The organism is Burkholderia sp. PAMC 26561, assembly GCF_001557535.2.
GTDB lineage: Bacteria > Pseudomonadota > Gammaproteobacteria > Burkholderiales > Burkholderiaceae > Caballeronia.
This window is the reverse complement of sequence record NZ_CP014307.1, coordinates 26,122-49,961: the sequence shown is the minus strand read 5'-3', so window position 1 is coordinate 49,961 and position 23,840 is coordinate 26,122. Positions and strand designations below refer to the sequence as shown.

Genomic DNA, 23,840 nt, shown 5'->3' with positions numbered 1-23,840 from the left:
ATGCTCCGCCTTGACACCGGCCGAGGCGAACAAGATCGGGCTGCGCCCGTGCCGCTGCGCTCCCGCCCCATCGCCCGTGCGCTGATGCGCTCGCTTGCCGGCTGGATGGCGTTGCAAACGGCGCTGGCCGTGCCGCTGGCATCGCTTGCCGGTGCCGCCAATGCCGCAAGCGCAAAAGAGGCGTCGGCTGCGAGCGCGCAGATCGCGCCAACCGCCCCAAGCGGCGTGCCGCTTCCTGGTCCCGCCGCGCCGTACAACAAGCTGACCATCGAACAACCGCCGCTTGCCGTTGCCGTTCCTGCCTTCGGGCAAGCCGCATCGGGCGCGGTGGGTGCATCGGCGGCGCCGGCCGTCAAGACGCTGGCATCGAAGACGCCGACGACCGCCGAGCCCGGCACGCTGGTTCCCGGCGGCCGCCGCCAGACGCTGACCTTCGCCGATCTCGGTGCGCTCGATCCGCTGCAACTTCGCGGCACCGACGGCCAGAACGGCGTGCCGTTCTCGGTACGCGGCGACGAAGTCGTGACCGGCGCCGTGCTGCATCTGATCTACAGCTATTCGCCGTCGCTCCTGCCCGCCATCTCGCAGCTCAAGGTGCTCGTGAACGGCGAAGTCGCCGCAACCTTGCCGGTGCCGCGCGATCAGGCAGGCATCCTGGTTGCGCGCGACGTGTCCATCGACCCGCGCTTCATCACCGAATTCAACCACCTGAACGTGCAGTTGATCGGACACTACACGCAGCAGTGCGAGGACCCGTCGAACTCGACGTTATGGGCGACCGTCAGCAATGCGAGTTCGCTCGACCTGACGTATGCAACGCTTGAAAGCAAGCCGGATCTCGCCTCGTTGCCCGCGCCTTTCTTCGACCGGCGCGATGTCCGCCGTCTCGAACTGCCCTTTGTCTTCGCGCAGAAACCGACACCCGCGACGCTCGAAGCGGCGGGCACGGTCGCGTCATGGCTTGGCTCGCTCGCGGGTTATCGCGGTGCAGTGTTTCCGGCGCAGGTCGACAACGTGCCGCTGTCCGGCAACGCGGTCGTGTTCGCGACGCCCGACCAGCATCCGGCCGGCGTGCAGATCCCCGAAATCTCCGGTCCGACCATCGCCGTGCGCGATCGTGAAGGCGGCGCACGCGGGCGCTTGCTGCTCGTGATGGGACGCAACGACGCCGAGCTGAAGACCGCAGCGAAAGCGCTGGGTATCGGGCAGAATTCGTTCTCGGGCCAGAGCGTGACGATCACGCAACTCAACGACTTCGCGCCGCGCAAGCCTTACGACGCCCCCAACTGGCTGCCGACCGATCGCCCGGTGCGCTTTGGCGAACTGGCTGAAGCACGCGACCTGACGGTGAATGGTTATAACGCCGACGCCGTGCGCGTGAACCTGCGCGTGCCGCCCGACTTGTTCATGTGGCAGACGAAGGGCGTGCCGATCGACCTGGGTTATCGATACACCGTGCGCCCGGCGCTCGACCGCTCCACGCTGAACATCAACGTGAACGACGGCTTCGTGCAGTCGCTGCGCATCCCGGCAGTGGCCACATCCACGTTCGATCTGGGCCGCTATTTCAATCGCGTCCTCCCCGACAAAACCGCTGCCGCGCGTCATCAAATCTATGTGCCGCCGCTTCTGCTGACGCCGCGTTCGCAATTGCGCCTGCATTTCTATTACGACTATCCGAAGACCGGCGAATGCCAGGGCCGCATCCTGGACAACGTGGTCGGCGCGATCGATCCGAATTCGACCATCGACTTGTCGGGTTTCCCGCACTACATGGCGCTGCCCGATCTCGCAGCGTTCGCCAACGGCGGTTTCCCGTTCACGCGCATGGCGGATCTCTCGCAGACGGCCGTGATCATGCCCGACGATCCCAGCTCGGCGGACTACAGCCTGTTCCTGCTGGAGATGGGCCGCATGGGTGCATCGACGGGATATCCCACGACCGGCGTCACGGTCGCACAAGCCAATCAGGTCGATAACCTCGCCGATAAAGACCTGCTGATCCTCGGTTCACCCGGGCGCCAGCCGCTCTTGCAACGCTGGTCGAAGAACATGCCGTTCTCGGGCGATGCCGACTCGCGCAACTTCGAGCTCTCCGATGTCGCGTTCAAGGTCGTCGACTGGTGGCACGGCGAACGCGGCGTGGAGCGTTTGCCGGCACGCGCGGACCTCACGCTCGTGAGTTCCAACGGCGATGCGCTCATTACCGGCTTCAAATCTCCGCTGCACAGCGAGCGCAGCGCGGTCGCACTGATCAGCGCGGCGGGACAGTCGGACGCGGACTTGTCGGCGGCCTTGCTCGACAACGACATCCTCCCCGAGATCCAGGGCGCCATGGCCGTGATCCACGGACGCGACGTGACGGTGACATCGAATGGACAGGCGTATTACGTCGGACGCCTGTCGCCATTTGAATACATGCGATGGGCGTTGTCGTCGCATCCGCTCCTGCTCGTCTTGAGCGGCTTGCTTGCGGCCATTATCGTCGCGGCACTGTTCTACCGTGCACTGCGCGCGGTCGCAGCGCGCCGTTTGAGGGATTGATATGCAGGCTGGTTTCAAGCGTGGATCGAAGGCAGCAGTTTTGACGCTGGCATTGTTCAGCATGGGATTCACTCCTGGCGCCGGGGCTTTTGCGCCGGTGACGAAGGAATGCGCGGACTGGAACGCCTACCGGACGTTCGCGTCGCGCTTCATTCAAGCTGATGGCCGCGTGGTCGACTTCTCCACGCCGGCGCAGCAGACTACGTCCGAAGGCCAGTCGTATGCCATGTTTTTTGCGCTGGTCGCAAACGATCGCGCCATGTTCGACCGCTTGCTGAACTGGACCCGCGCGAACCTGGCGGCCAATCAGTTCGATGCAAACACCATGCGGCTGCCATCGTGGCAATGGGGCCGCAAAGCGGACGGCTCATTCGGCGTGCTCGATCCGAATTCCGCATCCGACTCCGATGTATGGATTGCCTACGATCTGCTGCAAGCCGGCCGTCTCTGGAACGAACCCCGCTATACGCGTCTGGGCGAAGCGCTCGCGGCGCAGATCGTGAAGCATGAAGTGGCGAGCCTTGATGGTATTGGACCGATGCTGCTGCCCGGTCCACAAGGTTTCCAGATTGGCGATGTGACGCGTCTCAACCCGAGTTATTCGCCGCTGCCGGTGTTGCGCGGTCTTGCCAGCGCCATGCCGAAGGGTCCCTGGAACGCGCTCGCGGAGAACGGTTACAAGCTGGTGTCGGTGACGTCGCCGCGAGGCTTCGCGCCCGACTGGGCGGCGTATAAAAACGGCCAGTTCGTGGTCGATCCGCAGAACGCCGACACCGGCAGCTACGACGCCATCCGCGTTTATTTGTGGGCAGGCATGGCGTCGAGCGCCGATCCGCTCAGCAAGCCCTGGCTCGCGGCGCTCGGCGGCATGCGCCAGGCCGTGGCGCAAACGGGGATTCCGCCGGAACGCGTGGCGGTATCGACGGGAGTGGGAAGCGGTGAAGGACCGTTGAGTTACTGGGCATCGCTTGGACCCTACTTCAAGGCGCTCGGCGATGACCGGGGTCTCGGGCTCGCACGCACGCATCTGGCCGTGCTCGATGCGCCCATCGGCTCGCCGGTCATCAACAACCGTGAGCCGGTGTATTACGACCGGGTGCTGGGTTTGTTCGGCGCCGGATTCATAGAAGGCCGATACCGCTTCGACGAAGCCGGCCGACTCGTCCCGAGTTGGAGAAGCGCATGTTGAAACGGTCTCTCTTTCCCTTGACGACACACGCCCGTGCGCGCGCGATTGCGCTGAGCGTGGCAGCGGGATGCGTCGCGAATGTGCCGTTGACGGCAATCGCGCAAGCCGCGAGCAGCGCCGCCGATGCAGGCACCGGTGCGGGCACCAATGCAAGCGCCAATGCCCCGCTCGCCGTATTGATCGACCAGGGCCGCTACTGGCAATCGCACCGGCGTGGCGACCTTGCAGAGCAGGCATGGCAAAAGGTGTTGCGTATCGACCCGAAGCAGCCTGACGCGCTCTACGGCATGGGCATCATCCTCGCGGATCGCAAGGACGGCAGCGGCGCGCAGCAATATCTTTCGCGCTTGCGGCAAGCGGCGCCGCAGTATCCGAATATCGATGAACTCGGCCGCCGGCTTGGCGAAACCAGTCCGCGCGACCAGACGGTGAACGACGCTCGGCGTCTCGCGCAAAGCGGCCAGAGCGCCTCTGCCGTGCAGGAATACCAGCGCGCGTTGAGCGGCAAACCCGCCACGCCCGAACTCACGCTCGAGTATTACCAGGCGCTCGCCGCCACGCCGCAAGGCTGGGACCAGGCGCGCCAGGGCCTCACGCAGCTCGCGAAGCAGAACCCGAATGATCCGCGTTACACGCTCGCCCTGGCCCAGCATCTGACCTATCGCGATACGACCCGCCGCGAAGGCATCGCACGTCTTGCGCAGTTGAGCACCGACAGCACCGTTGGCGACGAAGCGAAGAAAAGCTGGCGCCAGGCGTTGTTGTGGCTGGGCGCGCGGGCATCGGATGCGCCCTTGTATCAGGCGTATTTGCAGGCATCGCCGGATGACCCCGCCGTCAGGGCCCGCTTCGATTCGATGGTCCAGCAGGACAAACAGGCGCAGGAACGCTCGCAGGCCAGCGCCGCAACCGATGCACGCGGGCGCACCGTCGCCGAAGGTTTTGCGGCGCTGGATCGTGGCGATATCGTCACGGGACGCGCCCGTTTTTCGGCCGTGCTGGCGCAAAGCCCGAATGACGCCGATGCACTCGGCGGCATGGGCGTCGCTGCGTTGAAGCAGGAAAAATTCGATGAAGCGCGCACCTATCTTGAACGTGCATCGCGCGCCGGAAACGCCGCGCGCTGGAAAGACGCGCTGACCAGCGCCACTTACTGGAGCTACACGAGCGCGGGTATCGGCGCACGCAGCAACGGCGAAACTGCCAAAGCCAAGTCGATGTTCGAGCGCGCGATTGCGTTGAATCCATCGGACACGACCGCGCAGACTTTGCTCGGCGAGACCTTGCTTGGCAGCGGCGATCCGCGCGGCGCGGAACAGGCGTACCGGATGGCACTGCGCCGTCAGGCCGATAACCCCGATGCGATCCGCGGCCTCGTCGGCGCACTCGCCGCGCAAGGCCGCGGTGAAGAAGCGCTGGTGTTTGCGAACCAGTTGAACGCGGAGCAGCAGGCGAAGGCCGGCGGCATCAACAAGCTGCGTGGCGAAGCGCAAGCGGCGCAAGCCCGCGCGGCGGAAGCTCGCGGCGATCTGGGCGCGGCCCGCAGTCTCTTCGAAGATGCGCTCCTGAACAATCCCGACGATGTCTGGATGCGCCTCGACCTCGCACGCATCTATGTGCGCCAGGGCGCGGTCGGCAATGCGCGCAGCATGATGGACGGGCTGCTCGCGGCGCACCCAGACATGACGGATGCGCTGTACGCAAGCGCGTTGTTGTCCGCCGAGACGCAGGACTGGGCGACGGGTTTGTCGCAGCTCGACCGCATTCCCGCGGCACAACGCACACCGGGGATGACGACGTTGCAGCATCGCTTATGGGTCCATGTTCAAGCCGATACAGCAAGCCGCATGGCGCGCGCCGGCCAGACGCAACAGGCGATTGCCATTCTTCAGGCCGCCACGCCCGTCGCGCAGAACAGCCCCGAGCTGATCGGCGTGCTGGCGACGGCCTATCTCCAGGCCGGCGATACCGGCCGCGCGCTGTCGCTCGTTCGCGGCGCGATGGCAAGCGCCCCCGCGGACACCGGCTTGCTGCTGCAATACGCAGGCATCCTGACGGCTGTTCCGGTGCTGCAGGGGCAAACGAACCCGCAGCAGGACGCCGAGTTGAGTTCGGTGATGCGCAGGCTTGCCGCGTCGCCGCTCACGCCCGCACAGCGGATCGATTTCAACAACCTGAACATCGGTATCGTGGTGAAGCAGGCCGATACCGTGCGTCAACGCGGCGATCTCGCGGGCGCATACGATGTGATCGCGCCGTGGCTTGCTGCAACGCCCGATAACGCGGACCTGCAAGCCGCGCTTGGACGCCTTTACACATCCGCCGGCGACGACAGGAGCGCGCTCGGGAGTTATCGCGTGGCATTGGGCCGCCGTCCCGACGACGTCAATCTGCAGGTCGCGACGATTGCCGCGGCATCGGGCGCGAAGGACTTTTCGTTCGCCGAAACGACCGCCAAGCAAGCGCTGCTTGCCAGCCCCGACGATCCGCGCGTGCTCGCCGCGGCCGGGCGCATGTATCACGCAGAAGGCAACTTGTCGCTGGCGTCGCGGTATCTGCAGCAGGCATTGATCGCAGCGAATACGCCGGTCAGCCAGACGCCGCGCGGGCGTCAAAGCGGTCAGCCGGCCGTGCCGCGCGGATGGGAGTCAGCCATGCAGCGCATTGGTTCGGCGCCGCTGCCGGGCACGAATCCTTTCGAAGGCAAGACTGCCGTCGATACCGCCGTCAACGCCGCCAACCCCAACGGCACGCCGACGGGTCCGCTCGCCGGCTTGTTTTCCCGTTCGTCGGATCCGGCGCCGGGCCTGCCTGGGTATCCACAGCAGCAGCCCTATTCCCAACCTCGCACGCAGCAGTACTCCCAGCCCTATTCACCGACGCAGAACGTGCCGAACTATTTGCCTCCTCCGCAGCCTGCGCCGTATTCGACGCCTTACGTTGCGCCCAATCCGGTCCCGTATTCTGCGCCTTACCGCGCGCCGGCCAATAGCGCACGTCCCGTAACAGGCAACGGTGGGTACGGTCCCGATACCTATGGTTCGAGCCAGTCCGGCGCGCCATCGGCGGCACCGTTGCAGCCGTACCCGGGACAAGGACCGGCTCAGGACTCAGGGCAGTACCAGGCGCAATATCAGCAGCCGTATCAACAGCCTTATCAGCAACAGCAAGCTTATCCGGCACAGCAGCAGTATCAGCCGCAGCCTTATCAACAGCAAAACCAGCAACCTTATCAGCAGCAAGATCCGGCGATGAGTTCGCCGTGGCCCATGTCGCCTGCCGCGCAGGAGGCACAAAACAACGCGCAGGCGCCTCAGCCGCGTGTGTATTCGAATACCCCGGCAGCGAAGACGAAACGCGCCACAACGACTAAAGCGACCCAACCCGCGTCGCGTCAGGCAACGCGTCGCTACGCCCCTGCCGCCGACGAAACCAACTACACGCAACAGCAGCCTTACGCGTATCCGCCGCAGCAACAGCAGCAGCCGTACTACTCGAACCAGCCCTACATTCCGCAGCCTCCTGCGGGCTACGCGCAGGCATACGTGCCGTCGCAGACGGCGCAGGTTACCCAGCCCGGCCAACAGCCGTATCAGGGCAACATCGCAAACGCACAGACGCTTGGTGTCGCCGATGAACTCGCGCAAATCAATCGCGCGCAGTCAAGCACCGTGTCGGGCGGCGTGGTGTTTCGCAGCCGCACGGGCGAGGATGGGTTGTCGAACCTGACGGATATCGAGGCGCCTATCCAAGGACGGATACGTGCGGGCAATGGTCACGTGGTGGTCACGGCGACACCCGTTACGCTTGATGCCGGCACCGCGCAGGAAACCGCCGATACCCTCAAGCGTTTCGGCTCGGGACTCGGTGCGCGCAACGTATCGAACCAGTACGGCAACCAGACCGCGAGTGGCGTAGGGTTGTCGGTGGGATACGAAACGAATAGCGTGCAACTCGATGTCGGCACTACGCCACTCGGCTTTCGCGAAGAAAACGTCGTGGGCGGCGCGCAGTACAAAGGCGCGATCACCGACAAGGTCTCGTACTCGGTCGCCGTGGCTCGCCGCGCGGTCACGGACAGTTTGCTGTCGTATGCCGGCGCGCACGATGCGCAAGCAGGTATCACGTGGGGCGGCATCACGTCGAATGGCGGACGCTTCGACCTCGGCTGGGACGACGGCACGAACGGCGTATACCTGAATGGTTCGTTCCAGTATTACGACGGCAAGAACGTCGCGAGCAACACGGCGGAAAAAGGTGGCGGCGGTTTCTACACGCGCCTCTATTCCGATGCCAACCAGACGTTGACCGCCGGCGTGAACACCACGCTGATGCACTACGACAAGAACCTCTCCTTTTTCACCTACGGCCAGGGCGGCTATTTCAGCCCGCAACAGTACGTGATCCTGAACTTGCCGGTGGAATACATGGGACGCAGCGGCGCGTTCACGTATGACGTGAAAGGCTCGATCGGCGTGCAGCATTACCGCCAGGATGCGTCGGATTATTTCCCGACCAACGGCAACAGGCAGCCGGTCGGCGGCACCGGAATCACGGCCTCGCAGGGTGGCGTCTACGGCAGCCAGACGAAGACGGGGATCTCGTATTCGTTCAGCGCAACGGGCGAGTTTCAGCTTGCACCGCAATTGACGGTGGGCGCCACGGCTTCGCTTGGCAACGCGTATCAGTATCGTGAGTATCTGGCGGCGGTTTATATTCGCTACAGCTTCACGAAGCAGAACATGGTGCAGCCATCGTTCCCGCCTTCGCCTGTCAGCTCGCCTTACGTATCGATGTCGAACTGAAAATCATGAAGCCCCGGTGCGTTGTCAGCCCGGGGCTTCATGCTTTAAACCAGCACCCCTCCGCCGTCCACCACGTAGGTCTGGCCCGTCGCAAAGCCGCATTCCATCAGGAACAGATACGCGGCGGCGACGTCACGTGCTTCGCCTACGCGTCCTGCGGGCAGGTGTTTGCCAGCCTGCTCGTACATGGCTGCGCGATCTGCCTCGGACATGTTCTGCCACAGGTTGGTCGCGACCAGGCCCGGCGAAACCGCATTCACCCGCAACGGTGCGAGTTCGACGGCCAGCGCACGCGTCAGTGCTTCCATCGCGCCGCAGACGCTTGCGCCGAACGCCCAGCCGCTATGCGGACGCAACGCCGCAATGCCCGTAGTCAGGACGATCGATCCACCCTTCGTCATATGCGGCGCGCCATGTTTGACGGCGGTAAGCGCCCCCCAGTAGCGGATATCGAATGCGCGCCGCGCCTCGCTTAGATCCGTCTTCGCAAGCTCTCCAAGCCGCAACGAATCGCCGGCGGTGAAGACCAGGTGATCGAAGTTTCCGGTTGCATCGAAGAACGACTGGATGGCGCGCTCGTCGGTGAGATCAAGCGCGTGGCCTTCCACCTTCGGTCCAAGCGATTCCGCCGCAGCCGCCACCCGTTGCGCGTTACTCGATGCAATCACGACCCGCGCGCCTTCCTCCACGGCGTACTCCGCGACCGCGTAGCCAATCCCTGACGAACCGCCGAGCACGACAATTTTCTTGCCCTCGAGCCGCCCGCTCACATCGATGTTCGTCATGACTCAAGCTCCCTTTTCGATCAGCGATTGCAGCACGGTATCGAGCGGAACACGGCCGCGACGCACCTCGTTTTGACCGCCTTCGAAGCAGATCCATTCTTCGTTGAACCCGTCGATCATCTGCATGCGCGGCAGCGGATTGGTCATGCCCTGCGAGCGGAAAAGGTCTTCCCAAGTATCACGCGGCACGATGTTCATGCGGACATCGCGTCCGAGCAACCGTCCAAGGCTCGCGGCGATCATGTCCGGCGATACGCGCTGCGTCCCCTCAAGCTCAATGACCCGCCGACCCGTCCACGTCTCGCGCAACAAATCTGCTGCGACCCGGCCGATATCGGCGGTGGCGACCATGGGAACGAGTTTGTCGAGCGGCTGAAGGAAGCTCGGGACGATACCCGTTTCACGGGCCGGCGCAATATCCCAGGCTGCGTTTTCGATGAACCACGCAGCACGAAGAAACGCGATCGGCATGGGCAACGTGCCGAGTTCCTGCTCCATGATCTGGAGCTGGTTGAGCAAGTTGGGCTGTGTGGCTTGCGCGCCGATGGTCGAGAGCACCACGACCTTTTTCGGCCTGGCTGCGGCAAGCGCGGCCCGCAGCGAAGCGATCGCCTTGCGCGCCTCGGGAAAGCCCTGCGTCGGATCGAAGGTCGGCGGCAATAGGACGAATACGCCTTCCGTGCCTTCGAACGCGTGCTGAAGCGCGTGTTGATCGTTGACGTCGGCGACCGCTACTTCGCAGCCCTCCTTCGCCCACGCTTCTCCTTTTGCTGCATCGCGCACCACGGCGCGGACATCGTGACCCGATGCGAGCAGCAAACGTGCGACGACTCCCCCGACCTGACCCGTGATTCCGGTGATAGCGAACATGGTGTTCTCCTCAAAAGACCTGCAGCGGACGCTGCGTTGAGAAGAAGTGTGGGCGTTTGAAAGGCGTTTAGCGATGACCTACCTGTCATTTCATTAATGACACGATGTCATTTATCGTTTTTTTCATATGCTGTTACAGCAAATACGGAAAAGCCGTTCCAGCGCGAACTGGAACGGCTTTTAAGCGCTTAAAGCAATGCTTACTGGCGCACACCTTCAGCCTGGATATGCAGCGTCGTCTTCATCTTGAAGCCGTATGCTTTGCCGTAGTCCACACCGAAGTCAGCGCGATCGAACGTGCCCGTCGATTCCGTGCCGCACACTTCCTTCTTCATCATCGGGTTCGTGAAGCACTTGAAAGATTCGATCTTCAGGTTCACCGGCTTCGTCACGCCATGAAACGTCAGATCGCCGATCACTTCCACCGGCACGTCGCCCTTGAACTTCATCGACGTGCCCTTGTAGGTTGCCGTCGGGAATTTTTCGGTATCGAAGAACTGCGCGCTCTTCAGTTCACCGTCGAGCTTCTCATTGCCGATGTTGATCGACGTCATGTCGATGGTCGCTTCCAGCGTGCCCTTCTTCGCTTCGCGATCGATCGTCACCGTGCCGCTGCTCTTGTCGAACTTGCCGCGCCACACCGAGATGCCGCCGAAGTGATCGGTCTCGAAGCTCGGGTACGTATGGTTCGGATCGAGTTGGTACGTGACTTCAGCGGCCATTGCGTTAAACGATGCCGCCACGAACAACGCGCCTGCTGCCGCGATCAAAAGGTTCTTTTTCATGTGTTTTCCTGGATAAGGTTTGAAACTGGATTATTTCTTGACCGTTATTTCTTGAGCGCGACGAGATGGAACTTGATGACGACTTCATCGGCGACGACCGACGTGTCTTTCCACTCGCCCGAACCGACATCGAACTGCGTGCGTTTGATGGGCAGCGCGCCATCGAAGGTCTGCGTGGCACCCTGCTGCGTGACAGTGACCGGCACCGTGACGTTCTGGGATTTGCCCTTGATGGTCAGCTTGCCGGCCACGTTGAATTTGTTGCCGCCGGCCGGCGCGATGGACGTTGACGCGAAGGTCGCGTTAGGGAAATGCGCGACGTCGAACCAGTCCTTGTCTTGCGCCTGCTTGTTGTAGCTGTCGTCGCCGAGATCGTAGCTGGCGGTATCGATGTTGATGCTCGCGTTGCCGGCAGCCGGCTTGGCGGGATCGAAGTCGAGGGTTGCGGTGAACTTCTTGAACTTGCCATCGACAAGCACGTTCATCTGCCTGGACGTCGCCGTCACGGTGCTTTTGGCGGTGTCGACCTGGGCCTGGGCGGCGGCGGTCGTGAAAAGCGCTGCAGCGGCGGCCGCCACGAGCAGCCATCGGGAAGTAAAAATATGCATGGCGGGTCAGAGATGAAGATTGCGTTTCGGTACGGCATGGTAGGTGAGCGGGCGCGCGACACATAGCCGCGCCGCTACAACACATTGTCCCGTCGATGACGCTAATCGAAACGCAGAGCAGGAATTCACGCCGAGCCAATCCTCAAGCTGCGCGATTGCCTTCAATACAGCGGGCTGGCTGACATCGTAGTGTCGTGCGGTCGCGGAGAACGAGCCGGTATCAACCACGCGTATGAAAATCCCGATCGCGGCCAGTCTGTCCTTCGTGATGCCGTTGGCCCTCACGCCGCGCTACGAGGCATCAGGCTATGTGCCGCCGTAAGCCGGCAAGCACGACGCGTGGCTCGTTCCGCTCCCGGCGACCTATCTGCTCGATCGCGAAGGCATGATTGTCTTTGCTTTTATTGATGTCTTACCGCAGGCACTTTGAAACAGGATCGCCGCTTGCCGCATTGAGCGCGCTGCAGGCGAGACACGCGGCGCATCGGCGTGCGGTGCGTCCTTGAATTGCTTAAGGTCGGACACCGGCGTAATACCGGGCCGCAGCATCGATCTCATCCGGTGTCATGTTCCGCGCGACATTACGCATTTGCTCGTTGATATCGTTATGACGCGTTCCGTTCGCAAACGCCTGCAATTGCCCTTTCGAATACGCGTATGGCATGCCCTCGAGCCAGGGCGTCCCTGCCTTGTGATCGATCCCGCCATGACACGAAGCACACGAAGCGATGTTTCGCATGGGCGAACCATGCGCCACGATATCGGGTGCGGACATGGACGCAATGGCATCGGTGCGCGAAGCTGCTGGCTTGGGCAGATACCTATAATACGCAGCCAGGTCACGCATTTCCTGATCGGTAAGGTTGGCGGCCATTGGCGACATGACCGCATTACGCCGCGCGCCCGACTGAAAGTCGAGCAACTGCTTATAGATCACGGACGCAAACTGACCGGCAAGATTGGGCGAGTTGGCATCGCTCACGCCCATAGCCCCGTGGCACATCGTGCATCGCATGGCCAGGGTCGCACCACGGCCAATGGAAGCGCTGCTCGGTACACCAAGCAATTGCGGCGTCATCGCGACAAGGCTTGTTTGCGTCAAAGGCACTGGCGTCGCGGTCGTGATGCGCAACCACTGTTGCGGCACGCCGGCTGCGCTGCAGATCGCGTTCCATACGCCCTGGAACGGCTGGTCCTTTTGTGCGGACGGCAACCAGATGAAGCCTACCGCTGCCGAAAACAAAGCCAGCGCCAGCGTACCGCCGACCGTGACAGTGAACCAGCGGTTGCGTAACGAGAACAGGCGTTCTTCGTTCATCGCTGCGGCCCTCCAATTTGAATGGCCGGCACGGACGTGTCCGAGCGCGACACCAGCGATGCAACTGGATAACCGTAGTTGAAAAGCGTCAGGCCGATCATCAATGCAAGCCACAAGCCGAAGCTGTTTAACGCAACAGGAATGGTCTTCGATTCATGCACCGCCGTGCTGAAGCGGTACTCTTCCACCACCACATGCGGCCCACGATGCGCGCGGATCAGCACGATAAAAAACATCACTGCGGACACCACCAGGATGAACCCGCCAATGGTCGAGATGATCACCGACATGGCCTGCGCGGCAAGCTCGGGATCGGTGTAATCGAAGAAGGCCATGCGTCGGGGCATACCGAGGATGCCGGTGAAATGCCACGGGAACGTCAGCACGATCATGCCGACAAACCACAACCACAATTGCCAGCGCATGAGCCTGAGTTGCGTCATCGCGCGGCCGGTGAGATGCGGCCAGAGATCGTAGGCAATCGCGAAGTACATGATGACGATCGCGCCCGCGAAGATCAGGTGAAAGTGCCCGGTCACCCACTGCGTATTGTGGATCGTGGAGTCGAGCTGATAGCTCATGTTGATGATGCCGCCCGCCCCGCCGAAGCCAAGCATCACGAATGAGAATGCGAGTGCGAGCATCATCGGGTTCTGCCAGGGCAGCGCCTTGAGCCAGCCGAAGGTTCCCCGTCCGCCGCGCAAACGTGCTGCGATTTCCACGGACGCGCAGATGGTGAATACTGTTAGAAGGGTCGGCACGGCGACCAGTGCGGTGAACACTGAATGCATGAACTTGAAGCCGGAACCTACCTGTGGGTCGGCGAAAAGATGGTGAATGCCGATCGGCATGGAGACCACGAGAAACAGGATGAACGAGATGCGCGCCATGGAATCGCTGTACAACCGGCCGCCGATTGCGCGCGGCATGATGGTGTAATACGCAATGTACGCAGGCATCAGCCAGAAGTAGACGATTGCATGCAGCGTCCACGAGAAGAACACGCGGGCAAGGCCTGCATCGATAGTCGTCTTGAAGCCGAGCGCCACCGGCAGGATCTGGAACAGGATCTCGATAGCGGCGCCCACCGCAGTCCATCCCCAGAGGTATGCGCCTGCAACGCTTGCGAACATGGCGAGCGGGACGGGTACGCCACGATTCGCACGCTTCCACGCGATCAGGTTGACCGACATGAGTCCGACCCAGATCCACGAGCCGACCACGACCAGCACAATGCCGATATAAAAGAAGGCGTTGCCGATCATCGGCGGATAAAACGTATAGAGCACGGACGCAAGTCCCATCGCGACCGGGACCATTGCAGTGACGGTACCTACTGCAACCAGAATGAAACCGGCCCATGCCCAGCGCACGCCGATCAACGGCTTCTTCAGCGCAAGCTCGGTCACCGCATAGCCGAACCCCATTGCAATCAGCGTGGGAAATACATAGCCCATCGCCGAGCCGTGCGCGGTCACCGAGCGATAGTAAAGCTCCGGATTGTGCAGCCACGGGTGCAGCGGGCTGCGCACCCACATCTGCCAGGCGCCCAGCAACAAGGCGCCGCCGAAGCTGATGAAGCCGAGCCAGAAATGCGCGAGAACGAGTCGCTTGCTATTTAACACAGCTTAATCTCCGCGAACCGTTAGCGTTTGCCATCTGAAGGAAAGTGGATTTGTCGATGACCTTCACATGCGCCCACATGCCCTGATGCCCTGTGCCGCAGAACTCGTGGCACGGCATCAGGTGCTCGGCCGGTTGCGTGAAGGTCGTCTTGAAAGTCGAGATATAGCCAGGCTCGAGCATTGAATTGATGTTCGTGTTCGTGATCAGGAAACCATGCACCACGTCAGCGCTCGTGGCGCGGAACGTAATAGGGGTATCGGTTGGAATCAGCAGGCATTGCGGCGTGAACGAATACTGTTGCGCGACCACTCGGACCGTGACCGATCCATCCGCTTCAACCGCGCTGCCCAGATTGCTTTCGATGAACTCACCGCTTATGTTGAGCGTATCGGGACGCACCGTCTCCACGCGCGAGGGCGGCATCATTGCCCAGTGAAGGCCCGTGAAGATCGTCATGGCGACAAGCACGCACAGGATGATCGCGACAAGCAGTGCCCATTTGCGCTCGATGCGCGCGGCCATGTCCGCCGATGCATGCGACTGGTGTTCATTGCTCATTGGATAACGCCACGCGGCAGGAAGACCAGGAAATAAAACGCGAACCACAAGCCGATCACAATGGCCGTCGCCACGCCGGCAACTGCAATAGCGCCGTGCGGGCCATCGCGGACGATTTCATCGACGGCAGCATCTTCGTTTTCTGAATCAGTCATGACGTCCTCAATAAAGTGGCGCGGAGCGCAACGCGTTGACATCTTTTGCACTCACCGGCGTGCCGTGGTTGCCCCAGGCGGTACGGATATACGTGACCACTGCCGCGACTTCGACATCCGAGAGCGATTGCGCAAAAGGCGGCATACCGTAAGGCATGGGATTTTTCTTCGTGCCTGGCGCGTAACCGCCGTTGAGCACCATGCGAATCGGATTCACGGACGACGTCATCTGGATGGACTGATTGGCTGCGAGCGGCGGGAAATGCGGCAGCTTGCCCTCGCCCTGCGTCGCATGACAAACAGCACATTGCGCGTCGTAGATCTTCTTGCCGAGCGGCGACATGGTGTTCTTTTCCTCGGCAAGCGCCGGTGTGGGCGGCGTGATCTTTTCCCCGGCGCGTGAAGGCAGCGTCTTCAGATAGACGGCGACCGAACGAATGTCTTCGTCGGACAGATACTGGAAGCTGTCGTACACGACTTCCGCCATGGGGCCGTACACGGCGCCACGGTTCGATACCCCCGCTTGCAGCAGATCGGAAATGTCTTCGATGCTCCAGTCGCCAAGCCCCGCTTCCTTATTCGATGTCAACGAAGGCGCATACCAGTTCTGGATCGGAATCAGGCCGCCTTCGAAACGTTTGGATGTTGAGTTGCCGCCTAGCGCATTGATCGCGGTGTGACACATGGTGCAGTGGCCGAGGCCCTCAACCAGATATGCGCCGCGGTTCCACTCGACCGACTGCGTGGTGTCCGGCTGGTACTCCCCCGCGCGAAAGTACAACGCACGCCAGCCGTAAAGCAACGAACGCTGATTGAACGGAAACCGCAATTCGTGCGCACGGTTGGGCTGCGCAATGGGAGGTGTGGACAAGAGATACGCATAGATCGCATCGGAATCGGTGCGCGTCACTTTGGTGTAAGACGCAAACGGCATGGCGGGATAAAGCAGTTCGCCGGTGCGCGACTTGCCCGTGTGCATCATGTTGTAGAACTCAGCCGAGCTCCACTTGCCGATACCGCTCTCTTTATCCGACGAAATGTTCGGTGTATAGAGCGTACCGAATGGTGTTTCCATTGGCCGGCCGCCACCAAAGAGCTTGCCGGCAGGAACGGTATGACACGCGATGCAATCACCGGCGCGCGCAAGGTATTCGCCACGAGCAACGATTGACGGGTCAGCCGCTTGCGCATTTGACGCCACGACAAACATGCAGAGAAGCATCAGGGTCCGGAAACTGAACACGTCGATTTCCTCGCCTTAAGGGTTAGGGACAGTGCCGCAAGCGAGCGGCATCTTGAGAGAGCCGGCCGCGACCGGAACGGGATCGACCGGAGCCGGCAAGGACGCCAGATATGCCGCTATGGCGGTGATATCGCGATCGGCAAGCTTGCTGGTGATGTCATGCATGCAATCGGGCGCAAGCGTCTTGCGGGTGCCGTAACGCCACGCGCCCAATTGCGCGGTGATGTAGTCGGCATGCAAGCCAAGCAAGCCCGGAACGGCAGGCTCCATACCGGTAAGCGCCGCGCCATGACATGCAGCGCACGCGGGAATCTTGCGCGTCGGCGCACCGTTATTCACGAGCGACTTGCCCAGTGCGAGTGTCGCTGCGTCGGCGGTCACAGGTGGCAGTACAGGAAAAGGCGGCCGCTCGCCGGCAAGATGTTCGGCAATCTGATGCAAATAAGCGTCCGGGAGATAAGCCAATAAATAATTCATTGGCGGGTACTGCCGGCGGCCGTCCCTAAAGGCAAGTAACTGGTTGTAAAGATAACCGGCGGGCTTGCCCGAGAGCCGCGGATAATAATCATTGCTCGTACCCTCGCCTTGCGCGCCGTGACACGCGGCGCAAGCAAGAACGCGCGCCTGCATGGTGTCGGGCGCCTTTTCAGCAGGCGGAGCGCCGGCCGCGAGCGCACCCGCGCTCGATACCGCGAGCAGCACTAATGAAATGACGACGCTGCGAATGCCCACCGTTGTGTCCTCAATCGGGTTTTTGTGTCTGTAGTCATGGGCTACAGCGATTTCTTATACGACGCTATTTGTTGGCCTGGACTTTAAACTTGCTTGAGTGCGGCATCAGCGAAGCTTAAAGCACTTAAAGCTTTTTGCCGAGAGCCAAGATTCACATGACCCCGCGAATTATTAATCATTTAAGTAATGATTCGAAAGCCCGAAATGAAGAGCCTTGACGTTCAATGATCGAGATCAATAAATGCGCGGAATTTCGCTTGAACGAGGTCGAATTTTTTAAAGTAATTCGTTAGCGAAATTTGGATCAAAAACGTATGCAATCGTTCGAGCGTTGGTGTGCTGAAACGATGGCATCCATATGACCAAAATCTCATTTAAGTCCAAGACGCCTGGCAAGCCGGTTGAGGTTGGCCCGATCCAGCTGCAACTCACGCGCGGTGGACGCCCAGTTCTGATTGTTGCGCGCCAATGCGTTCTGCAGGACTGTTCGCTCAAACGATGTGACCGCCGTGCGGAAGTCCTCTACCGGCGTTCGAGGCGTGGGAGCTTCCACCTTCGCGCTTTCCTGTTGGGCATCGTCGAGTCCGAGGTGAGCCGCAGTCAGGCTCAGGATACGCGGCGGCTCAGCTTGAGACGCAAGCGCTTTCAATGCGCTGCGGCCAACCAGATGTTCGAGTTCGCGCACGTTGCCGGGCCAGGCGTAGTCGAGCAATGCAGCTTGCGCATCGCTTGAAAGACGCAAACCCGACAGACCCAGCCGCGAGCGGTTTTCTTCGAGGAAACTCCCGGCCAGCATCAATACGTCGCGGCCACGCTCGCGCAACGGTGGCACCCGCAGCGGATACACACTGAGCCGATGATAAAAATCCGCTCTGAGCCGCCCCGCTCTCACCTCTTCCACGAGGTCGCGATTGGTCGCGGCAATCACGCGGACATCCACCGTATGGTCGCGATCCGAACCTATGCGCTGAAGCTGGCCGTTCTGGAGGACACGCAACAGCTTTGCCTGCACGCTCAGTGAGAGTTCGCCGACTTCGTCGAGGAAGAGCGTCCCGCCATCGGCGAGTTCGAACTTGCCGCGCCGGTCCGCAGACGCGCCCGAAAACGCGCCGCGTACATGGCCAAATAATTCGCTCTCGACCAGCGTATCGGGTAGCGCCGCGCAATTCAGGCTGATCAGCGGTTTGTTCGCCCGCGGGGACGCCGCGTGAATCGCATTCGCAACGAGCTCCTTGCCAACGCCGGTCTCGCCGGTGATCAGCACGGTCAGGTCGCTTCCGGCCACGATGCCGATCTCCTGGATCATGCGCTTGTGCGACTTGCTGTTGCCGATCATCGTGCGACGGCTCTGGCCGTGCGCTTGCCTGTACGCCTCAGCACGCCGGCGTTCTTCCTCGCTGGTCCTGGCCAATGTATCGATGCGTTCCACCACACTGACTGTCGCGGCCGCAAGGCTCAGAAAAGCGCTGAGCGACGACATGTCGATGCTGTCGAAGCGCGCCGGATCGAGCGCATCGAGCGTAAGCAGGCCCCACGGTTGCCCGTTGATCACGAGCGGACACCCAAGGCAATCGTGCACTTCGAGATGACCCGATACCGCCTGGACGAGTCCGTCGTAAGGATCGGGAAGATCGGAATCCGACGCGAACCGCGTAGGCCCGGTGTTGGCGAGCAGTTGCACAAAGCGCGGATGTTCCGCGACACGAAAGCGGCGTCCGAGCGTATCCATGCTCAGCCCTTCAGTCGCCAGCGGCACCAGCGTGTCACCTTCCAGCCGCAATAAAGCGGCGGCATCGGCGGGGAACAGCGTGCGCATGGTCTGCAGCAGGCGCCTATAACGCTCGGCATCGGAGAGATCGCGCGACAGATCCTGCATCAGCGGCACCAGCGCATCGAGCAGGAGCCGCGGGGTCATATTGACTTCATCCAGAGTCTTTTTGACAAGAGTCTTTCTAACCATCCAGTTTCGCAAGCCATTGATTTCAATAGGGTGCAAGTGTGGCATGAAACTTGGATAAAGAGGCATAGCACTGCCTGATTTGTGCCGCCCAATCCACCAAAAAAGGAATTCCGCCATGCTTTCTGCAGAACACCGTGCCATCGTCAAGGCGACCGTCCCGCTTCTTGAAACCGGCGGCGAGGCGCTGGCCACACACTTTTACGGGCTCCTGATGAACGAGCACCCGGAAGTGCGTCCGTATTTCAACCAGGCGCATCAGGCGAGCGGCGCGCAACCGCGCGCACTGGCCAACGGCGTGCTGATGTACGCCAAGCACATCGATCAGCTCGAACAACTCGGCGATCTGGTTTCGCAGATCGTGAATAAACACGTCGCGCTCGACATCCTGCCCGAGCACTATCCGCTGGTTGGCTCTTGTCTGCTTCGATCCATTCGTGAAGTACTCGGCGCAGAGATCGCCACCGATGCCGTGATCGAAGCATGGGCTGCCGCTTACGGCCAACTCGCGAATCTGTTGATCGGTCTTGAGGAATCGATGTACGTCGAGCGTGAAAACACGCCGGGAGGCTGGCGCGGGACGCGCTTGTTCCGCGTCGCGCACAAGGTTGTGGAAAGCGACGAAATCACATCGTTCTATTTGCGCCCGGATGACGGCGGAGAACTGCTCGCCTTCCAGCCAGGCCAATACATTGGCGTGCGACTCGTTCTCGACGGCGAAGAAGTGCGCCGCAATTATTCATTATCGGCAGCGGCAAACGCCCGCGAATATCGCATCAGCGTGAAGCGCGAGCCTAACGGCCGGGTATCGAAGCATCTGCACGAAAATCTCAAGGAGAATGACACCATCGAACTGCTTGCGCCCGCGGGTGACTTCAAGCTGAAGCACACTGACAAACCGCTCGTGCTGATCACGGGCGGCGTTGGCATCACACCCGCGCTTGCAATGCTCGAAGCCGCGCTTGAAACCGAGCGCCCCGTTTATTTCATTCACGCTGCACGCAATAGCGGTGTTCATGCGTTCCGTGATTTCGTCGATGCACAGGCGGAAAAGCATCCGCGATTGAAGCGTTTTTATTGCTATTCCGAATCGCGTAATGGGGATGCGCCGGCCCATGGCACAGGTTATCTCGATGAAGCGCGACTCGCAAAATGGCTGCCGGAAACACGTGATGTAGACGCTTATTTCCTTGGACCGCTACCGTTCATGAAAGCGATGAAACGGACGTTGAAGGCGCTGGGCGTGCCGGAAACGCAGACCCGTCATGAATTTTTCGGGCCGGCAGCGGCGCTCGAATAAGGAATGCCGTGTAATTAGTCATTTACTGCTCGCTCGACGTTCGCTCAGGCGAATGCGATTGATTGTTTTTCATGTCTGCATTCGCTTAACCGAGTGAGCGCCCTGCGTCGTGCCTTTGATCAACGAGGAACTGCGAATTACGAACCCGCATAGATATTGCAGAAGCTGACCGGGCCGACACACGCATCACGTCCTTGCGATCCCGTCACAGGCATGCGCGGTGCGCTCACGCTGGAGCCGGACGCAACACCGCCGTACGCGGCAGCGCTTTCCTGACGATTGGCAAACTGACTTTGAAAGCCGGGGCTGACGTCCGGATACGACGCATCCGTCACGTACTCCGAACCATTTTGTTGCGCTTCGACAAGCTGCTGGCGCACTTCGGCGCGCGTGAGTCCCTGGGCGAAAGCGGTCGATGAAACGAGGACAGCGGCGGACACAGCAACGAGGGCAAGTTTCTTCATTTTCTCTACTCCGGTTGATTGAGGTATCCCAACCTTGTTTCATGCGGTTGGTACAAGGGCTAACCTATTCTTCGCTGTCTTTATTCCTGCGATCTCGAAAATTTGTTCGCGATTCTCGAAGCACGAAGCACGAAGCACGCGCTTTCATCATGCTGACGGATTGCGAGACTGCAAGCGTTTAAGACATAGACGAGGCTTATGAAAAGGCCGCTGGAAGCTTCGGCTTTCGGCGGCTTAACGCGTGCGTGTCGTCCAACAGGTATCGCTTAAAGGGCCTGCACTTGCACCGCTGCTCCCGGCACGCCCGAGGTCTGCGGGGCGATCACCAGATAACGCCGTTTGTCGCTGGCGGTGTTGGCGCCAGGCACGACCACTTGCCTGATCTGGCCAATAGCGTTGACGATCGCAGACCCCGCTGGATTCGTCATGAACTTCGCAAGCGATTCGATCTTGCCGCTGCCATCGGGGTTATCGGAGAGTCCCAGCACGTAGGGCGACTTGGGCTCCAGGCCCGTCGCCGACGCCTGCAACACTTGCAGCAGGCCCTGGTCGAAGAGTGCAACGCTGGTTGGCGCACCACCGCTTGCATTGCCACCACCCACCGCCACCATGTTCAAGTGCGCGGTTTCGCCTGCAAGCCCGAGCGGTTGCGTATTCTGCGTACCATCGCCTTCAGGCACCGCGTCAGGCACGTATGCAACCGCTTGCGGCGCCTGTCCGATTGGAACGGTCGCGATGACCTTGTTCGTCAGCGTATCGATTGCAGCCATGGCGTCGGCGTTTTCCAGTCCAACGTAGACACGGGTGCCATCGCCCGATGGCCAGATGCCGTGCGGCAGCTTACCGACATCAATAGTCGCGACCTGCGAGAAGTCATCGGTGCGGAACACCTTCACCTGATTCAATCCGCCGACCGTCACATAGGCGAACGTGCCGTTGGCGTTATGGACGATGTTCACGTGATTGGTGATCGGACCTGTATCGATCACCTTGAGCGTGGCGAACGGCGGGCGGGCATCGAACACCTGCGTCTTGCCGGTATCTTTCAACGTGAACCAGACTTGCTTGCCATCGGGCGTCGCCGCGATGTTCGGGCAGAACGGGCTCACCTGCGTGACCTTGCCGACAATCTTGTGATTCGCCACGGAGACGACATCGACTTCCGGATTGAACGATGAACAAACATAACCGTATTTGCCATCGGGCGAGAAGATCTGCATGCCCGGACCCGCCGGCGTAATGATGCGGGTCTTCTCCTCGTAGGTATGTCCATCCAGGACGGACACATAGTTTTCGCCGCGCACTGTCACCCAGACTTCGTTGCCATCCGGCGTAAAGAACGCTTCATGCGGCGCTCGGCCGACATAGGTCACGTGCTTGACCGCGTTCGTCTGGGTATCGATGAACGAAACCGAATTCGAGCCGATAGACACCACCGCGATCGTCTTGTGATCGGGCGAAAAGCCCATGCCGTGCACAAGCACCTGCCCTTTGTACAAGGGGCTGAAATTGCCCGGCGACGGATCGCCCAGACGGATCACGCCGACCAGTTTGTTGTCGACGGGATCGGTGACCGAGACGGTATTGGAGAATTGCTCGGCGGCATAAACGCGATCGTGATGGCTGATCGCCATGTCGGGCGCGGACGCAAGTCCGGGCGCCTGGCCTGCAAACGCAAGCGATGAAACAGCGCTCAATACCGCGCAGAACACATGGGATTTTTTCATTTCGACTCCTGTTGCATGCGCATGGACGACGGCATGCGCATGGACGACGGCATGGGCATGGTCATTGTTGTGGGTGAAACGGTTGAAGCCGGTGCTTGCCCTTGATCCGGCGCAGGCGCCGAAGGCGGCAATGGCTGGCCCAATGCAAGGCGCATTGCGATGATTTCCTGCTGCTGCTCAACGACGATTTCCTGCGCGATGCGTCGTAGCTGCTCGTTGTGCCCATAGCGCAATTCCGCCTGCGCCATGTCGATGGCGCCCTGGTGATGCGGCAGCATCATGCCCACGAAATCGTGATCGACGTCGCCGCTCGGCTTGATCGTCATGGCTTCCATCATGCGTGTCATTGCTTTGTCGTTCTCGGCGAGAAATGGCGCTTCGGCGCTTGTCTGTGACGTATCAGCGGCATGCGCGGGCAGGACTCCCAGTCCCAGGGCCATCGCAGCAACAACAGGAACCGCCGCCAACGCAACGCAGCGAGCGCGCAAGTCAGTAAGGCAATTGGAAGACATGATGTGCACCTCGTTCGAAGGCTTGAAAGGACGGTAATGCCAGCGCTAACCCATTGGCGAAAGGTTTATTCCAGAATATTTTTGCCAAGTGACAGGCGCCATTTATGGACTTGATGTGAATTTGGCGAGATTCGTCGTAATCTTGTATAAGAAGTTGCGGTGAAGACGGACCCAAAAAAAATTCCCACGACAACTGGAGTTGTAGATGACCACCCTTTCCATAAACGGCGACTCTCATACGGTCGATGCCCCACCCGACATGCCCTTGCTCTGGGTGCTTCGCGATCTCGTGGGTCTCACAGGTACAAAATTCGGCTGCGGCATCGCGCAATGCGGCGCATGCACGGTCCATCTCGACGGCGTGGCCGTGCGCTCGTGCGTGCTGCCGATTGCGGCCGTGGGAAACCGCAAGGTCACGACCATTGAAGCGGTCAGCGCCACGCCCGCCGGCAAGAAAGTGCAGGACGCATGGGTTGCGCTGGATGTCGTGCAGTGCGGTTACTGCCAGTCGGGTCAGGTCATGTCGGCAGCCTCGCTGATTGCCTCGAACCCCGATCCGTCCGATGCCGAAATAGACGCCGCCATGGCCGGCAACATCTGCCGCTGTGGAACCTATAACCGCATTCGCGCCGCCGTCAAGCACGCTGCCAAGGGAGCGTGAC

20 protein-coding genes are annotated in these 23,840 nt (G+C 60.9%); 5 read left to right on the top strand and 15 right to left on the bottom strand.

The features are described 5' to 3' along the window. The 3 genes from bcsB to AXG89_RS15825 all read left to right on the top strand — a co-directional run bounded on the left by bcsB (position 1) and on the right by AXG89_RS15825 (position 8,538). Positions 1 to 2,544 carry a cellulose biosynthesis cyclic di-GMP-binding regulatory protein BcsB gene (gene bcsB, locus AXG89_RS15835; RefSeq protein ID WP_236873444.1) on the top strand — a complete coding sequence of 848 codons (2,544 nt, stop codon included), beginning with the start codon at positions 1 to 3 and terminating at the stop codon, positions 2,542 to 2,544. Between the two features lie 61 nt (positions 2,545 to 2,605). Then, positions 2,606 to 3,733 carry a cellulose synthase complex periplasmic endoglucanase BcsZ gene (gene bcsZ / locus AXG89_RS15830; protein WP_062172534.1) on the top strand — a complete coding sequence of 376 codons (1,128 nt, stop codon included), beginning with the start codon at positions 2,606 to 2,608 and terminating at the stop codon, positions 3,731 to 3,733. Then, the gene (locus AXG89_RS15825; protein ID WP_062170717.1) at positions 3,727 to 8,538 is read left to right on the top strand and encodes a cellulose synthase subunit BcsC-related outer membrane protein; all 4,812 of its coding nucleotides are present in this window, start codon (positions 3,727 to 3,729) and stop codon (positions 8,536 to 8,538) included. The genes bcsZ and AXG89_RS15825 overlap by 7 nt, the downstream gene beginning before the upstream one ends. 44 nt (positions 8,539 to 8,582) lie before the next feature. Here the strand turns inward: AXG89_RS15825 and AXG89_RS15820 are convergent, their stop codons facing one another. From AXG89_RS15820 to norR, 12 genes are all read right to left on the bottom strand, one after another. Then, positions 8,583 to 9,323: an SDR family oxidoreductase gene (locus AXG89_RS15820; RefSeq protein ID WP_062170715.1), complete on the bottom strand. Its 741-nt coding sequence runs from the start codon at positions 9,321 to 9,323 to the stop codon at positions 8,583 to 8,585. Positions 9,324 to 9,326: 3 nt separating this feature from the next. Further along, entirely contained in the window at positions 9,327 to 10,193 is an 867-nt protein-coding gene (locus AXG89_RS15815) for an NmrA family NAD(P)-binding protein (protein WP_062170713.1), read from the bottom strand. A gap of 200 nt (positions 10,194 to 10,393) precedes the next feature. Continuing rightward, the gene (locus AXG89_RS15810; RefSeq protein WP_062170711.1) at positions 10,394 to 10,978 is read right to left on the bottom strand and encodes a YceI family protein; all 585 of its coding nucleotides are present in this window, start codon (positions 10,976 to 10,978) and stop codon (positions 10,394 to 10,396) included. A gap of 44 nt (positions 10,979 to 11,022) precedes the next feature. After that, the gene (locus AXG89_RS15805) at positions 11,023 to 11,586 is read right to left on the bottom strand and encodes a YceI family protein (RefSeq protein WP_062170709.1); all 564 of its coding nucleotides are present in this window, start codon (positions 11,584 to 11,586) and stop codon (positions 11,023 to 11,025) included. A 6-nt stretch (positions 11,587 to 11,592) separates the two neighbouring features. Then, the gene (locus tag AXG89_RS43025; protein ID WP_236873493.1) at positions 11,593 to 11,814 is read right to left on the bottom strand and encodes a helix-turn-helix domain-containing protein; all 222 of its coding nucleotides are present in this window, start codon (positions 11,812 to 11,814) and stop codon (positions 11,593 to 11,595) included. Between the two features lie 283 nt (positions 11,815 to 12,097). Next, entirely contained in the window at positions 12,098 to 12,904 is an 807-nt protein-coding gene (locus tag AXG89_RS15795) for a c-type cytochrome (RefSeq protein WP_062170707.1), read from the bottom strand. Further along, on the bottom strand, positions 12,901 to 14,529 hold the full coding sequence (locus AXG89_RS15790; protein ID WP_062170705.1) for a b(o/a)3-type cytochrome-c oxidase subunit 1: 1,629 nt from the start codon (positions 14,527 to 14,529) through the stop codon (positions 12,901 to 12,903). Before AXG89_RS15790 ends, AXG89_RS15795 begins: the two co-directional genes overlap by 4 nt. Then, positions 14,519 to 15,088 (bottom strand): cytochrome C oxidase subunit II, encoded by a 570-nt coding sequence (locus AXG89_RS15785; RefSeq protein ID WP_062170703.1) that lies wholly within the window; start codon positions 15,086 to 15,088, stop codon positions 14,519 to 14,521. The genes AXG89_RS15790 and AXG89_RS15785 overlap by 11 nt, the downstream gene beginning before the upstream one ends. After that, complete coding sequence (locus AXG89_RS15780) at positions 15,085 to 15,243, bottom strand: hypothetical protein (protein ID WP_086386331.1); 159 nt, start codon at positions 15,241 to 15,243, stop codon at positions 15,085 to 15,087. Before AXG89_RS15780 ends, AXG89_RS15785 begins: the two co-directional genes overlap by 4 nt. 7 nt (positions 15,244 to 15,250) lie before the next feature. Beyond that, positions 15,251 to 16,465: a c-type cytochrome gene (locus AXG89_RS15775; protein WP_062170702.1), complete on the bottom strand. Its 1,215-nt coding sequence runs from the start codon at positions 16,463 to 16,465 to the stop codon at positions 15,251 to 15,253. 36 nt (positions 16,466 to 16,501) lie between these two features. Then, positions 16,502 to 17,116: a c-type cytochrome gene (locus tag AXG89_RS15770; RefSeq protein ID WP_082771531.1), complete on the bottom strand. Its 615-nt coding sequence runs from the start codon at positions 17,114 to 17,116 to the stop codon at positions 16,502 to 16,504. A 472-nt stretch (positions 17,117 to 17,588) separates the two neighbouring features. Beyond that, on the bottom strand, positions 17,589 to 19,178 hold the full coding sequence (gene norR / locus AXG89_RS15765; RefSeq protein ID WP_062170700.1) for a nitric oxide reductase transcriptional regulator NorR: 1,590 nt from the start codon (positions 19,176 to 19,178) through the stop codon (positions 17,589 to 17,591). A gap of 115 nt (positions 19,179 to 19,293) precedes the next feature. Here norR and hmpA point away from each other — a divergent pair, with 115 nt between their 5' ends. Beyond that, positions 19,294 to 20,475 carry an NO-inducible flavohemoprotein gene (gene hmpA / locus AXG89_RS15760; protein WP_062170698.1) on the top strand — a complete coding sequence of 394 codons (1,182 nt, stop codon included), beginning with the start codon at positions 19,294 to 19,296 and terminating at the stop codon, positions 20,473 to 20,475. Between the two features lie 137 nt (positions 20,476 to 20,612). Here hmpA and AXG89_RS15755 read toward each other — a convergent pair whose 3' ends face one another. The 3 genes from AXG89_RS15755 to AXG89_RS15745 all read right to left on the bottom strand — a co-directional run bounded on the left by AXG89_RS15755 (position 20,613) and on the right by AXG89_RS15745 (position 23,106). Next, complete coding sequence (locus tag AXG89_RS15755) at positions 20,613 to 20,939, bottom strand: DUF4148 domain-containing protein (RefSeq protein WP_062170696.1); 327 nt, start codon at positions 20,937 to 20,939, stop codon at positions 20,613 to 20,615. 266 nt (positions 20,940 to 21,205) lie between these two features. Then, a complete protein-coding gene (locus AXG89_RS15750) occupies positions 21,206 to 22,666 on the bottom strand; it encodes a YncE family protein (protein ID WP_062170691.1) in 1,461 nt (486 codons plus the stop codon). Further along, the gene (locus AXG89_RS15745) at positions 22,663 to 23,106 is read right to left on the bottom strand and encodes a DUF305 domain-containing protein (protein ID WP_086386332.1); all 444 of its coding nucleotides are present in this window, start codon (positions 23,104 to 23,106) and stop codon (positions 22,663 to 22,665) included. The genes AXG89_RS15750 and AXG89_RS15745 overlap by 4 nt, the downstream gene beginning before the upstream one ends. 277 nt (positions 23,107 to 23,383) lie before the next feature. Here AXG89_RS15745 and AXG89_RS15740 point away from each other — a divergent pair, with 277 nt between their 5' ends. Further along, the gene (locus AXG89_RS15740) at positions 23,384 to 23,839 is read left to right on the top strand and encodes a (2Fe-2S)-binding protein (RefSeq protein WP_062170689.1); all 456 of its coding nucleotides are present in this window, start codon (positions 23,384 to 23,386) and stop codon (positions 23,837 to 23,839) included. Position 23,840: the final 1 nt, after the last annotated feature.